Here is a 13490-nt window from a genome sequence, read left to right on the forward strand (position 1 = left end):
CCGGAGTGCGGCGTGGCATGATCGAGCCATGCAGCCCACCTCGGACGACATCGGTGCGGTGATCGCCCGAGCGAAATCGGCCAAGCGTCGCCGTGACGCGCAGACGCTCGTCGCGCTGATGCAGCAGGTCTCCGGCCGCGATGGGCGCGCGTGGGGGACGATCATCGGGTTCGGCGCCTGCCACTATCGCTATCCGACGGGCACGGAGGGCAATTCGCCACTGCTCGCGTTCGCCCCGCGCGCGAGCGCGACGACGATCTATCTGCTCGATGGCGTCGATGCTCATGCGGATGCCCTCGCGGTCCTCGGGCCGCACACCACCGGCGCCGGATGCCTGTACATCCGCGACCTGGAGATGATTGATATCTCCGTGCTCGAGAGCATCCTGCATCGCTCTCTCGCCTGGATCGAGGCCGGCGGCTCAGAGGGCATGGCACTCACGGCGACCGACTGAGAGCAACGAAAGCGTCGAGCTCCCGCCCTGCACGCAGGACGGGAGCTCGATGGAAGGGCTTCGCGGGTCAGGCGCCCTTGAGACGCGCGGCCAGGTACTCGTTCAGCTCGGCGACGGGAACGCGCTCCTGCGCCATCGTGTCGCGGTCGCGCACGGTCACGGCGTTGTCCTCGAGCGAGTCGAAGTCGACCGTGACGCAGAACGGGGTACCGATCTCGTCCTGACGGCGGTATCGGCGGCCGATGGCGCCCGCATCATCGAAGTCGATGTTCCAACGGCCGCGCAGCGAGTCGGCCACCTCTCGAGCCAGCGGCGACAGCTTCTCGTTGCGCGAGAGCGGGAGAACGGCGACCTTGACCGGCGACAGCCGCGGGTCGAGCTTGAGCACCGTGCGGGTGTCGGTTCCGCCCTTGGCGTTGGGGACCTCTTCTTCGACGTAGCTGTCGACGAGGAACGCCATCATGGAACGCGTCAGGCCGAAGGACGGCTCGATGACGTAGGGCGTGTAGCGCTCACCGGATGCCTGGTCGAAGTAGGTCAGGCTCTGGCCGGATGCCTCGGAGTGGCTCGACAGGTCGAAATCGGTGCGGTTCGCGACACCCATGAGCTCGCCCCACTCGGATCCGGCGAAGTTGAAGCGGTACTCGAAGTCGATGGTGCCGGCGGAGTAGTGCGCGCGCTCGTCATCGGGGACGTCGAACTGGCGCATGTTCGCCGGATCGATGCCCAGGTCGACGAACCAGTTCCAGCAGGCCTCGACCCAGTGCTCGAACCATTCCTGGGCCTCGGCCGGCGGCACGAAGAACTCGATCTCCATCTGCTCGAACTCGCGGGTGCGGAAGATGAAGTTTCCGGGCGTGATCTCGTTGCGGAACGCCTTGCCGACCTGACCGATGCCGAACGGGGGCTTCTTGCGGCTCGCGGTGAGCACGTTGGAGAAGTTCACGAAGATGCCCTGCGCGGTCTCGGGGCGCATGTAGTGCAGGCCCGACTCGTCGTCGACGACGCCGAGGTAGGTCTTGACGAGGCCGGAGAACGACTTGGGCTCGGTCCACTTGCCGCGGGTGCCGCAGTCGGGGCAGGCGATATCGGCCATGCCGTTCTCGGGCTTGCGGCCCTTCTTGGCCTCGAAGGCCTCGAGCAGGTGGTCCTCGCGGTGGCGCTTGTGGCACTGGAGGCACTCGACGAGCGGGTCGCTGAAGGTTGCGACGTGACCGGAGGCCTCCCACACGCGCTTGGGGAGGATGATCGAGGAGTCCAGGCCCACCATGTCGCCGCGTCCGCGGACGAAGGTCTGCCACCACTGCCGACGGATGTTCTCCTTCAGCTCGGTGCCGAGGGGGCCGTAGTCCCATGCTGAACGGGAACCGCCGTAGATCTCACCCGCTTGGAAGACGAACCCGCGGTGGCGGGCGAGGCTGATGACCTTGTCAAGACGGGACTGTTCGGCCACGGTGGCTCCAATGGTCGCAAGAGGGAGTGGATGAAGCGGATCGCGGACATGCCGCGCCTGCTTCCATCTTATCCGCGCCCTCGCGGGGGTTCAGCCCTCGACGGATGCTGCGGATGCTGCGGATGCTGCGGATGCTGCCGCAGCCGCCCGGCCCGCCAGGCCGGAGGCCTTCCGGGGCGTGCGAAGGGCACGAGCCGCCCCGCCGCACTGTCTTCGACGAGCTGCTGCGCACGGGCGATGCGGGTCGCCGGCCGCTTCGCGGTGGCGATCCCTGCCGGCGCCATACGCCCATCGACGATGAGGCGCTCGGCATGCGCGACGTTGACCTTCGACCATGTGCTGCCGCGCTTGCGCGGCGTCCAGCGTTGCCGGCGTCGATCCTCATCGATGGGCTGCGACACCGAGTCGATCCATCCGAAGCACAGTGCCTCGGGCACGGCATCCGCCCATGTCAGTCCGCGATCGGCGACGTGCGCTTTGCGCGTCTCGATCCACAGCTCGCTCTCGTCGGCGTGATGGCGCTCCAACCATCGCCGGAACGCCCCCGCATCACGGAAGAATACCGCCGGCTTCTCCTCCGAGCCGCCCGGTCGCCCCATCGCATCGTCCATACCCGCCAGGTTGCCACCGGCCTCCGACATCACGACGCGCGGATGCCGGGTCAGCGATTCGGGAAGGCCTGCCCGCCGCCCGCGGCGAGCGCCTCGGCGACGATCTCGATGTGCTCATGCATCATCTGCTCGGGCATCTCCGTCAGCATCCCGTCCCAGTAGGAGAGCACGGCTCCGCGCCCCTGCATCATGCCCTCAGGGCGGGCGAACGCCCACAGGTGCAGATGCGCCGCACCATCGTTCCACCGAGAGAAGTGGCATCGGGCGACTGACGGAATCGTCTTCACCGCTTCGGAGATGCGCTGCATGAGCGGCCCGAGCCCCGCGAGCACATCTACCGGAGCATCCTCCAGCAGCCAGTGCTCGCGCGGTTGGATGGCGCCGATGAACGGGAGCCCGCCGGTTTCCCACCCGCCGTCGATGCGCCAGTGCTCGTCCTGCCAGATCGTGAACTCGCTCGGACGGCAGCTACGGCACGTGCTCGGGTCGGCTTCCCCGCCGCGCGGCTTCTCCGGGATGAGAAACGGTTCGAGGGGTCGCATCGCGACGCTCTCATAGGCTTTGGCGGGCCCGCCCGTCATCCAGGCGCCATCCGGCGTCTCGCCGACATTCTGCAGCCGGTGCCATGGAGTGTCGGCCGGATGCTGTACGAACTCGGTATCTGCGCTCACTCGAGCATTCAACCAGAGCCGCCGCCCCTCATCTCACTCGGTGAAGAGGTACCCGCGTGCGGTGTCGAAGCCGACGATCTTCAGACCGCGCTCGAGGAGCGGTTCCATCTCACCGCGCAGGCGCAGGCGCCATTCGTGTGCGGCCTCGGGATCGCTCTCGCGCATCGCCTCGATGTCGGTGGGGATCTCGAGCGTCGCCACGTCCGCGTCGTCCGCCGGGGGCTTGGCGATGTCGGCGAGCGCCCAGCGCACGTCGAGCCGGTCACTCGCGTCACCGGCGTCGCCGCCACCGAAGATGCCGTAATGGTTGACCGAGTACCCCGTCACACGCGCGCCGAGCACGGTGAGGAAGAAGTGCGCGTTGCGCGCGACCAGAGGGTCGAAGGTCCAGGTGATGTGGCCGACGTCGCGCGAGAACGCCCACTGGCGCTGGTGGCCCTTGAGTTCACGACCCCAGCCGCGGCCGCGGTACTCCGGCAGCAGCGCGGTGATGTGCGAGTGCATCGTGCGCTCTCCCGGGACCCCGAAGAAGGCGATGGATGCTCCGACCATGCGCTCGTCGCCGGCTTCATCGTCGAACAGCCCGACGACGTAGTTGCCCGACTGCTGGAGCGCACGCAGAGTACCGGCGTCGATGACGCGCTCCGGGCCGCGGATGCTGTCGAGCAGGGCCTGCGCCTGGATGATGAGTTCAACGGTGTCGAGTTCACGGATGCTTCGCACTCCCCCAGTCTGCCCCGCGAAACCCCTGAGACGGAACCCGAGGCGCGGGAACAGCCGCCGGCGCCGGAATGTCAGCGCACGACATCGCCGCATAACAGTGCAGTCACGGCCAAGGCATTCACGGTTGTGAACGCAAACATTTAGATGTTTAATGGTTCCCACAGGCACAGATGCCCGGCATCCGGCCTCACCGTCAGTCACATGACCCTCAAAGGGGAGAACACCTCATGGCCACCACACGATTCACCCGCACCGCCGCGGTCGTCACCGTCGGCGCGCTCTCGGCCTTCGGCCTCGCCGCGTGCAGCTCGTCCGACTCGGGCACCGCAGACGGCGAGCCGATCACGATCGAGTACATGCACCGCCTCGACAACGGCGAGAACATGGCCACGGTCGCCGAGATCACCGAGCGCTGGAACGAAGAGCACCCCGACATCCAGGTCAAGACGACCAAGTTCGACGGCGCCGCGACCGACATGATCCTCAAGCTCGAGACCGACGTGAAGGCCGGCAACGCGCCCTGCCTCGCCCAGGTCGGCTACTCCGAGGCCCCCCAGCTCTACGTCAAGGGCCTCCTCATGGACGTCACCGAGCACGCCGAGAAGTACAAGGACAACTTCTCCGCGGGCGCCTACGCAGGCATGCGCGTCGGCGACGTCGTCGTCGGCCTCCCCCAGGACGTCGGCCCCCTCGTCTACTTCTACAACGAGGCCGAGTTCGAGAAGCTGGGCCTGACCCCGCCGACCACGCTCGACGAGCTCAACGCCGACTCCGCCACGGCCGCAGCCGCCGGCAAGTACATCACCGCCTTCTCGGCGGACGAGGCCACCCACTGGCTGGCCGCGCAGTCCGCCGCAGCCGGCGACACCTGGTTCTCCACCGAGGGCGACGAATGGGTCGTCGACACGGAGGGCGAGGGCTCGCAGGTCGTCGCAGCCCTCTGGCAGGGCCTGCTCGACAACGATCACACCCTCAAGGCCGACCGCTGGGGCGAGCCCTTCACCGCCGCCCTCAACGACACGACCCTCATCGGTCACATCGGCGCAGCGTGGGAGGCGGGCTTCCTGCTCGACACCCTCGACGGCACCGAGGCCGAGGGCCAGTGGCGCATCGCGCAGCTGCCCGACTTCGGCGCTGGCCAGCTCTCCGGCCCGGACGGCGGCTCGGGCGTCGCAGCGCTGAAGGGCTGCGAATACCCGGCCGAGGCCATGGAGTTCACCAACTGGTTCAACACCCAGATCGACGACCTCTCGTCGCAGGGCCTCGTCGTCGCGGGCAACGGCACCCCCGAGACTCCCGAGAAGATGCTGCGCCAGTTCGGCAACCAGGACGTGCTCGCCGAGCTGTCGACCGCGACCGCGAACATGAACCCGGACTTCCCCTACGCACCCGGCTTCTCCACGCTGTCCTCGATGCAGGAGACCGCGGCCGGTGTCGTCGCCGGTGACAAGAAGGTCGCCGACATCTTCACCACTGCGCAGAACACGGCCGTCAAGGCGCTGACCGACCTCGGTCTGCCGGTCGCCGAGTAACAACCCGCTCTGCCCGACAGAGCAAGCAAGCGCCGGCGGAGGGCACGATAACGTGTCCTCCGCCGGACCATTTTCCCGAAAGGTGAGATCACACCGTGACCACTACTGCTGAGGCCGCGCCCCGACGGCCGCGCATGAAGAAGGGATTCCGCGCCCGCCAGGAAGCGCGCAACGGCTGGCTGTTCATGGCCCCGTTCTCCCTTCTGTTCATCCTGGTCTTCCTCGTGCCGCTGATCATCTCCGTGCGCTCCGCGTTCTTCTCGCAGGTGTCTTCCGGCGGCGGCCTGTTCGGCGGCGGAGAAGCCGTCGACACCTTCGTCGGATTCGACAACCTCGCCGCCGCGGCATCCAATGAGGCCTTCTGGCTCGGCATGGCGCGCGTCGTCGGTTACGCCGCGTTCCAGATCCCGGTCATGATCATCGCGGCCCTCGCCCTGGCCCTGCTGCTGGACTCGTTCCTCGTGCGGCGCCCGGCGTTCTTCCGGCTCTCGTTCTTCCTCCCCTTCGCGATCCCCGGCGTCATCGCCGCCATGATCTGGCTGTACATGTACACCCCCGAGGTGTCGCCGTTCATGCCGTTCCTGCCCGAGGGAACCGACTTCATGGCCCCCGGCACGATCCTCGCCTCGATGGCCAACATGACCACCTGGACCTACACCGGGTACAACATGCTGATCTTCCTCGCGGCCCTCCAATCGATCCCGAACGAGCTCTACGAGGCCGCCCGCCTCGACGGAGCCAACGGCCTGCAGATCTCCATGAAGATCAAGGTCCCGATGGTGCGCGGCGCCGCCCTCCTCGCCGTTCTGCTGTCGATCATCGGTACGATCCAGCTGTTCAACGAGCCCATGATCATGCAGGGCGCGAACCGTTGGATGGGCCTGGACTACACACCCATGATGCTCACCTACAACTCGATGATGGGTCAGATCTCGCCATCGGGCAGCGGTCCGGCATCCGCATACTCGCTGCTGATGGCCGTCATCGCCGGCGCCCTCGCCGTCGTCTATGCCCTCCTGCAGCGGAAGAAGGCCAACTGACATGAGCACCACCCGCCTGATCACCGCACCCGAGCGCGCCAAGAAGGCGCGCCCATCCAAGGTCTCGCACCCCGACATGCCCCCGCGCTCCATCGCCCCCGGTCCGGTCGCGAAGACCTTCGGCATCATCGCGCTCGTCGTCGCGACGCTGTACTTCCTCGTCCCCGTCTACTGGGTGATCGTCGCATCCACCAAGAGCAACTCCGACCTGACGCGCACCTTCGGGTTCTGGTTCGCCGAGTGGAACCTCGACGCCAACTACGACAGCCTCATGAACTGGACCCAGGGCCTGTTCTGGCGCTGGGTGGGCAACTCGATCCTGTACTCGACGACCGCCGGCGTCATCGGCACGCTGTTCGCGATCATGGCCGGATACGCCATCGCGAAGTTCGTCTTCCCCGGCAAGAAACTCGCGGTCGGCATCATCATGGCCGGCCTCCTGCTGCCCGTCGCCCTGCTGACGGTGCCCCTGTACATGGAGTTCCAGGCCCTCGGACTTGCGAACACCATGTGGGCGATCATCATCCCCTCGGCCGTCTCCCCGTTCGGCGTCTTCCTGGGAATGGTCTACGCCGAGACGTCGGTGCCCACCGAGCTGCTCGAAGCCGCCCGCATCGACGGCGCGAGCGAGGCGCGGATCTTCTTCACGATCGTGCTCCGCCTGCTGTCGCCGGCGATGGTGACGATCTTCCTGTTCATCTTCGTCGCCACGTGGAACAACTTCCTGCTGCCGTTGATGATGATCTCCAGCGCCGAGCTCAAGCCCGTGACCCTGGGCCTCTACGGCATGATGAGCTACTTCGCCCCGCAGAAGGGCGCCGTCATGCTCGGCGCGCTGCTCGGCGTGATCCCGCTGATCATCCTGTTCTTCAGCCTGCAGCGCTACTGGCGCTCGGGCCTGGCGGCCGGCGCCGTCAAGGGCTGACACCCGCATTCACGAAGGGCTCGCGACCTGCTGGTCGCGAGCCCTTCGTCGTCGTACCCGGCGTGCATCGGCGGCGTGCGCGGGTGCGCGGCGCGAGGGAGAAGGAAAACCTGGCTCCAGAGGCGTCCGAAGCCATGTCTTTCGTCCCGCATGCGCGAACCTCGGCCAGAGAGACAGTCTCGAAACGGCATCCACCGATCTCACTCACCAGATTGCTTAACTCCTCGTCAAGTGATTGACTCAACTTCATGGAAAGTGACTCCGAAGGCCAGCAGCATGTGACGTCCGCGCGCGAAGCACTCGATACCATCGCCAACGATCGCGAACGCGTCGGGAAGCGAATGAGAGCAGAGACCTGGTGGGGCGCTCCCGCGCAGGGTTTCGGGGTGGCACTGCTGGTCGCAGGCCCTGCCGCCGGCTTCCAGTGGGCCTGGCTGCTCTTCCTCTCGAGCACCTGGGTCTTCGTCGGTGTCGAGGTCTACTTCCGTCGACGCAGCGGCCTGAAGATCTCACGCCCTGCGGGCCCACGCGGTCTCGCGCTCCTGGTCGGCTTCACCCTGCTGATCCTCGTGTCGCTCGGGATGAGTGCGGTGCTCGCACTCATGGGCCTGCGCGGCTGGGTTCTCGTCGTCGCTGCGATCGCCGGCATTCTCGCCTGGCTCGGCGTCATCGCTTACGACCGCATCTATGCATCAGAGGTGCGTCGTGCGAAGTGAGCCCCGCTTCGACGAGGCGATCCACGCGCCGACCCGGCTGCGTCTGTGCGCGATGCTCCGGCCCCTGGATGGCGCCGACTTCTCGGCGATCGCGACGACCCTCCAGCTCAGCGAGGCGAACCTCTCGAAGACCGTTCGAAATCTCGTCGAGCTCGGCTACCTCCGCAGCAGCAAGCAGGCCTCACTCGAGCGCTCCGATGCCCGTCAGATCACCACCGTCACGCTCACTCCGATGGGGCGCCGCGCCTTTGACGGGCACCTGGCCGCGCTTCGCGCGATGGCAGGCGAGTAGGAAGCGACGAAAGGGCGGGATGCCGAAGCATCCCGCCCTTCTCGAATCAGCGTCAGGAACCGATGAACTCCTCGACGGGGCCGTACTCGGCCGTCTCGCGGATCTCGACGGCGCTCGCGAGGCCGTCGGTGTCGAGCACGACGATCTCGTTGGCCCCGGTCTTCCACAGCGGACCGGGTGCGTAGAGCGTGACCTGGGGACCACGGTTCCAGAGGCGGCCGAGCAGGAATCCGTTCAGCCAGACCAGGCTCTTGACTCCGCCGGGCAGGGCGATCCAGGCATCCGCCGGGGTCTCGACCTCCACCGTCGCGACCGCGAGGCCGTCGGTGCCGTCGGTGCCGTCAGTACCGTCAGCGGTCGGAGCATCGAGCGGGAGCGCGCGGTGCGTCCAGCCGTGCACGAATCGACGGCCGTTGATGCGAACCCCTCCGACGATGCCCTTGCGGGCACCGGTCTGCGGGCCGTAGTTGATGCGGCCGAGGCTCTCGACGAGCAAGGTCAGGATGCCGCGGCGCGCACCGCCGGGGATGGACAGCGTGTGCTCGCCGTCGTGCTCCATGACGCCGATGCGCTCGTCGTCGATGTAGACCACGGCGCGGTCGGCGAGACCGTCGATCGTGACCGTGCTGTCCGCGGGCACGTCGATGCGTGCCTGGTAGACGACGATGCCGTCCTCGACGCCGAGTTGCTCGAACGTCTGCGGCATGGCGCTCGCCTCGCCGACGGCGGGGAGCGTCTCCAGAAGCGCGCGCAGGCCCATGGTCGGAGTCAGCGCGACCGTCTGCGCGGGCTGCACCGGGTTCGCTGCCGGGACCGGCGGCAGCTCGTTCTCGTGGAACGGCGCGAAGGCCGCGCGCAGCGCGTCGAACTTCGCGTTGGTCGAGCCGTCCTCGCCGATCGGGGCGTCCGAGTCGTAACTGGTGATGGTCGGCTCGATCATGCCGAAGTGGTTCGCGCCGGCCCACAGACCGAAGTTCGTGCCACCGTGCGCCATGTACATGCTGACCGAGCCGCCGGCCGCGAGCAGTTCATCGACCGTGCTGATCATGCTCTCGGCCGAGCGCACGTGGTGCTGCTCGCCCCAGTGGTCGAACCAACCGCCCCACAGCTCCGAGCACATCAGGGCCTGGCCCGGCTTGCGCAGCGCCTCGGCCTCGTCGACGCCGGTGCCGAACGTGAACGTCGCCATAGCGCCGTCCACCGCACCGTGCGCGATCATGTCGCTCGTGTGGCCATCGGCGGTCGTCAACAGTTCGACGATGCCGCGCGAGGTGAGCGCGTCGCGCTGGTGGCGCATGTAGTCGTGGTCGCTGCCGAACGAGCCGTACTCGTTCTCGATCTGCACCGCGACGATCGGTCCGCCGAAGGCCGCCTGCAGCGGGACCATGCGCGGGATGAGCTCGTCGTACCAACGGTCGACGGCCGCGAGATACGCCGGGTCGCTCGAGCGGATCGCCTGGACGCGACCGGTCAGCCAGAACGGCAGACCGCCGTTCGACCACTCGGCGCAGATGTAGGGGCTCGGGCGCAGGAAGACGTCGAGGCCGACCTCGCCCGCCAGGCGGATGAACCTCTCGAGGTCGCGCCAGCCGGTGAAGTCGACGTCGCCTTCGGTGCGCTCGTGGAAGTTCCACGCCACATAGGTGTCGACCGTGTTCGCGCCCATCGCGGCGAGACGGCGCAGGCGATCCTCCCACTGGTCGGGGTGCACACGGAAGTAGTGCATCGCTCCGGACAGGATGCGGTGCGGCTTGCCGTTGCGCAGCAGCTGCCCCTCCTGCCACACGATCGCCGGGCTCTGGCCGGCGGCCGGCGAGACTGCTTCATTCATCAGGGACTCCTGCGTGACTATCGCGCCCGGGGTCGCCCGGCGCGTGATGGATGCCTGTCGAGCATGACCGCGCGCACGCCGCCGGAAGAGATCATCCGTCCTGAGAGGCGTCACTGCACTGTCTGGCATGACAAAAACTGTTTGCGTTCACATTATCTCATCACCGGGCGAAGTTCTCCTCGCCATGAAGGCTCTGAATCACTAGCATTAGAGGCATGTCACCCCGACGGTCCCCCGCTGATCGCGCTCCCAATCAGAACGATGTCGCGCGCCTCGCGGGCGTCTCCGCGCAGACCGTCTCCCGCGTCATGTCCGGGCAGAGCAATGTGCGCCCCGAAACGGCCCGGCGCGTGCTCAGCGCCGTCGAAGAGCTCGACTATCGCGTGCATGCCGCCGCGGCATCCCTCGCCTCCGGACGCACCCGCATCCTCGGCGTCATCGTGCTCAGCACCAACCGTTACTCCACCGCCGCGCTCGGCGTGGGAATCGAACGCGTCGCCGCAGAGAACGGCTACACCGTCACGACGGCATCCGTCTCGGATCACGCCCCGATCGAAGAGATCGAGGCCGCCTTCGACCTGCTCGAGCGCCAGGGCGCCGAGGGAATCGTGCTCGGCGTGCCCGTTTCCCTCGACCACCCCGGAATGAGAGCGCGAACAGAGCGCACCCCCTCGACCCGCAACGTGCGCGTCTCCGCCGACGAGGACGCAGCCTTCGCCGTCGACCAGACCCGCGTCGCGCGCCTCGCCGTCGAACACCTTCTCGACCTCGGCCACGAGACCGTCTGGCATGTCTCGGGCGATGAGTACTGGACCGAGAGCGTGCAGCGCCGCGAGACGTGGGAGCAGGTCCTGCGCGAGCACGGGATCGAGCCGCCGCCCGTGCTTCCCGCCGACTGGACGAGCGAATCCGGTTACCGCGCCGGACGCACCCTCGCTGCGATCCCCGGCGCCACCGCCGTCTTCGTCTCGAGCGACGAGATGGCATTCGGTGTCATGCGCGCGCTCCACGAAGCCGGACGCAGCGTTCCGGACGACGTATCGATCGTCAGCGTCGATGACATCGCCCTCGCCGCCTACGCCTCTCCCGCCCTCACCACGGTGCGCCAGCCCTTCGAAGAGGTCGGCGCGGCAGCCGCACGCCGAGTCATCGCGCAGATCGAGGGCGAAGCGCCCGTGGGCGAGATCCCCCGAGTCGAGCCCGAGCTCATCCTGCGCGCCTCGACCGCACCGCCCAACCTGCATCAGGACTGACGGCCCCCGACCCCGATCGGCACCGATAGCCTGGGGGCGTGACGGCGGACGACGATAAAGCCAGGAAAAGGCTTTCACGCGCTCCGAATCGGGCGCTGACCGTTGCCGTCCTCGCCTTCGCCGGTCTGTGCTCGTCATTCATGTTCACGCTCGTCGTGCCCCTGCAGGCCGAGCTGCCCATTCTGCTGAATGCCTCCCGTGCCGACACCACATGGGTCGTGACGATCACGCTTCTCGTCGCCGCGATCGCCACGCCGATCTCCGGTCGACTCGGCGACATGTACGGCAAACGACGCATCGTGCTCGTGCTCCTCGCCCTCCTCGTCGTGGGCTCCGTGATCGCCGCCGTCTCGGGATCGATCGTCGGCGTCATCATCGGGCGAGCTCTGCAGGGCGCCGTGACGGGCGTCATACCTCTCGGGATCGCGATCATGCGCGACATCCTCTCGGCCAAGCACCTGGGAACCGCGGTCGCCCTCATGAGCGCGACGATGGGCGTCGGCGGAGCCCTCGGCATGCCGCTGGCCGCCTACCTCGCGCTCAACGCCGACTGGCATGCGCTGTTCTGGCTCGCCGCCGCGCTCGGCGTCATCGGCCTCGTGCTCGTGTTCTTCTTCGTTCCCGAGGATGTGCTCCTCTCCCCCGGCCGCCTCGACCTGATCGGTGCGCTCGGCCTGGCGATCGGGCTCTCGGGCCTGCTCCTCTACGTCTCCCGCGGCGCGGAATGGGGATGGACGTCGCCCCTCGGGCTCGGCTTCGTCATCGGAGGAGTCCTCGTGCTGCTGCTGTGGGGCCGGTACCAGCTGCGCACCGCGGAGCCGCTGCTCGATCTGCGCGTCGCCGCCCGCCCCGCCGTTCTGCTGACGAACATCGCGGCGATCGGCATGGGCTTCGCCCTGTTCTCCTCCAACGTCACCTTCCCTCAGATGCTCGAGTTGCCCGTCGAGACGGGCTCCGGTTTCGGGCTCGACATGCTGACCGCCGCGTTCATCGTCATGCCCGCGGGTCTCGTCATGATGGTGATCTCGCCGCTCTCGGGATGGCTCGAGCGCACCATCGGGCCGCGTCCGCTGTTCACCGCCGGAACGGCCGCGATCGTCCTCGCCTACACGTATGTGCTGATCTGGTCGTCGGAGTGGGTGCACATCCTCATCGCCAACGCGATCATCGGCGTCGGGATCGGCTTCACATTCGCCGCGATGCCGATGATCATCATGCGCTCCGTGCCGGCGAACGAGACCGGTGCCTCGAACGGACTGAACGCGCTCTTCCGCTCGGTCGGCACCTCGAGCGCCTCCGCCGTGATGGGCGCGGTACTCGCGGCGATGAGCGTCGAGGTCGACGGGGTCGCGATCCCGACCCGCGAGGCGTTCGACGTGTGCTTCTGGCTGGCGATCGGCGCGGGCATCATCGCGCTCGTGCTCACGCTGCTGATTCCGAAGTCGCCGCCCGTCGAACCGCGCCCGTCGCTGCCGCGCTGAACCGACGTTGCCGACAGAATGGATGACATGGCAACACAGCTCAGCCGGATGACCCCGCAGCAGTCACGCGCCTGGCTCGCCCTGATCAGCACCGCCGAGCTTCTGCCCGCCGCACTCGATGCGCAGCTGCAGCGCGACGCGCAGCTCACGCACTACGAATTCATCCTGCTCAGCGCCCTGCAGCGCAGCGGCGCCATGCGGCTGAGCGATCTCGCCGCAGCGACCAACGCCACGCTCCCCCGCACCTCGAAGGTCGTGTCACGGTTGCAGAAGCGCGATCTCATCGCCCGTGAGGAGAACACCGAAGACCGCCGGTCAGTGCGACTCACGATCACGAAGCAGGGGCGCCGCCGACTCGTGCTCGCGACACCCGACCACTTCGCCACGGTGCACGAACTCGTCCTCGACCGGCTCGACGAGCAGCAGCTGGCCGCGCTGGCAGAAGCCCTCGAGCCGATCGTGGCGGGTCTGGATCCTCAGCGGAAGTTCGGCCCGTTCTGAGCCGGGA

14 protein-coding genes are annotated in these 13490 nt (G+C 67.5%); 9 read left to right on the top strand and 5 right to left on the bottom strand.

The window, feature by feature from the left end; genetic code table 11:
- Window positions 1-28 precede the first annotated feature (28 nt).
- The gene (locus Q0Z66_RS02965; protein ID WP_298037568.1) at window positions 29-454 is read left to right on the top strand and encodes a DUF1801 domain-containing protein; all 426 of its coding nucleotides are present in this window, start codon (window positions 29-31) and stop codon (window positions 452-454) included.
- Window positions 455-521: 67 nt separating this feature from the next.
- Here the strand turns inward: Q0Z66_RS02965 and Q0Z66_RS02970 are convergent, their stop codons facing one another.
- From Q0Z66_RS02970 to Q0Z66_RS02985, 4 genes are all read right to left on the bottom strand, one after another.
- Window positions 522-1907: a glycine--tRNA ligase gene (locus Q0Z66_RS02970; RefSeq protein WP_298037569.1), complete on the bottom strand. Its 1386-nt coding sequence runs from the start codon at window positions 1905-1907 to the stop codon at window positions 522-524.
- A gap of 68 nt (window positions 1908-1975) precedes the next feature.
- Window positions 1976-2548 carry a hypothetical protein gene (locus tag Q0Z66_RS02975; protein WP_298037675.1) on the bottom strand — a complete coding sequence of 191 codons (573 nt, stop codon included), beginning with the start codon at window positions 2546-2548 and terminating at the stop codon, window positions 1976-1978.
- 20 nt (window positions 2549-2568) lie between these two features.
- Entirely contained in the window at window positions 2569-3189 is a 621-nt protein-coding gene (locus tag Q0Z66_RS02980; RefSeq protein ID WP_298037572.1) for a hypothetical protein, read from the bottom strand.
- 33 nt (window positions 3190-3222) lie between these two features.
- Window positions 3223-3912, bottom strand: a complete 690-nt coding sequence (locus Q0Z66_RS02985; RefSeq protein WP_298037575.1) for a GNAT family N-acetyltransferase — start codon at window positions 3910-3912, stop codon at window positions 3223-3225.
- A gap of 227 nt (window positions 3913-4139) precedes the next feature.
- On the opposite strand from Q0Z66_RS02985, the gene Q0Z66_RS02990 reads away from it, so the two are divergent.
- From Q0Z66_RS02990 to Q0Z66_RS03010, 5 genes are all read left to right on the top strand, one after another.
- Complete coding sequence (locus Q0Z66_RS02990) at window positions 4140-5444, top strand: extracellular solute-binding protein (protein ID WP_298037577.1); 1305 nt, start codon at window positions 4140-4142, stop codon at window positions 5442-5444.
- A 95-nt stretch (window positions 5445-5539) separates the two neighbouring features.
- Window positions 5540-6484: a carbohydrate ABC transporter permease gene (locus Q0Z66_RS02995; RefSeq protein ID WP_298037580.1), complete on the top strand. Its 945-nt coding sequence runs from the start codon at window positions 5540-5542 to the stop codon at window positions 6482-6484.
- A gap of 1 nt (window position 6485) precedes the next feature.
- A complete protein-coding gene (locus Q0Z66_RS03000; RefSeq protein ID WP_298037582.1) occupies window positions 6486-7409 on the top strand; it encodes a carbohydrate ABC transporter permease in 924 nt (307 codons plus the stop codon).
- Between the two features lie 248 nt (window positions 7410-7657).
- The gene (locus Q0Z66_RS03005) at window positions 7658-8125 is read left to right on the top strand and encodes a hypothetical protein (RefSeq protein WP_298037584.1); all 468 of its coding nucleotides are present in this window, start codon (window positions 7658-7660) and stop codon (window positions 8123-8125) included.
- A complete protein-coding gene (locus Q0Z66_RS03010) occupies window positions 8115-8417 on the top strand; it encodes a transcriptional regulator (protein ID WP_298037586.1) in 303 nt (100 codons plus the stop codon). Before Q0Z66_RS03005 ends, Q0Z66_RS03010 begins: the two co-directional genes overlap by 11 nt.
- 52 nt (window positions 8418-8469) lie before the next feature.
- On the opposite strand, the gene Q0Z66_RS03015 is transcribed toward Q0Z66_RS03010, so the two are convergent.
- Window positions 8470-10248 carry a beta-galactosidase family protein gene (locus Q0Z66_RS03015; RefSeq protein WP_298037588.1) on the bottom strand — a complete coding sequence of 593 codons (1779 nt, stop codon included), beginning with the start codon at window positions 10246-10248 and terminating at the stop codon, window positions 8470-8472.
- A 215-nt stretch (window positions 10249-10463) separates the two neighbouring features.
- Between Q0Z66_RS03015 and Q0Z66_RS03020 the strand changes: the two genes are divergently transcribed.
- The 3 genes from Q0Z66_RS03020 to Q0Z66_RS03030 all read left to right on the top strand — a co-directional run bounded on the left by Q0Z66_RS03020 (window position 10464) and on the right by Q0Z66_RS03030 (window position 13483).
- Complete coding sequence (locus tag Q0Z66_RS03020; RefSeq protein ID WP_298037590.1) at window positions 10464-11501, top strand: substrate-binding domain-containing protein; 1038 nt, start codon at window positions 10464-10466, stop codon at window positions 11499-11501.
- Window positions 11502-11596: 95 nt separating this feature from the next.
- Window positions 11597-12982 carry an MFS transporter gene (locus Q0Z66_RS03025; protein ID WP_298037677.1) on the top strand — a complete coding sequence of 462 codons (1386 nt, stop codon included), beginning with the start codon at window positions 11597-11599 and terminating at the stop codon, window positions 12980-12982.
- Window positions 12983-13009: 27 nt separating this feature from the next.
- Entirely contained in the window at window positions 13010-13483 is a 474-nt protein-coding gene (locus tag Q0Z66_RS03030; protein WP_298037593.1) for a MarR family transcriptional regulator, read from the top strand.
- Window positions 13484-13490 lie beyond the last annotated feature (7 nt).

The sequence above is a fragment of the uncultured Microbacterium sp. genome (assembly GCF_947632095.1).
Lineage (GTDB): Bacteria > Actinomycetota > Actinomycetes > Actinomycetales > Microbacteriaceae > Microbacterium.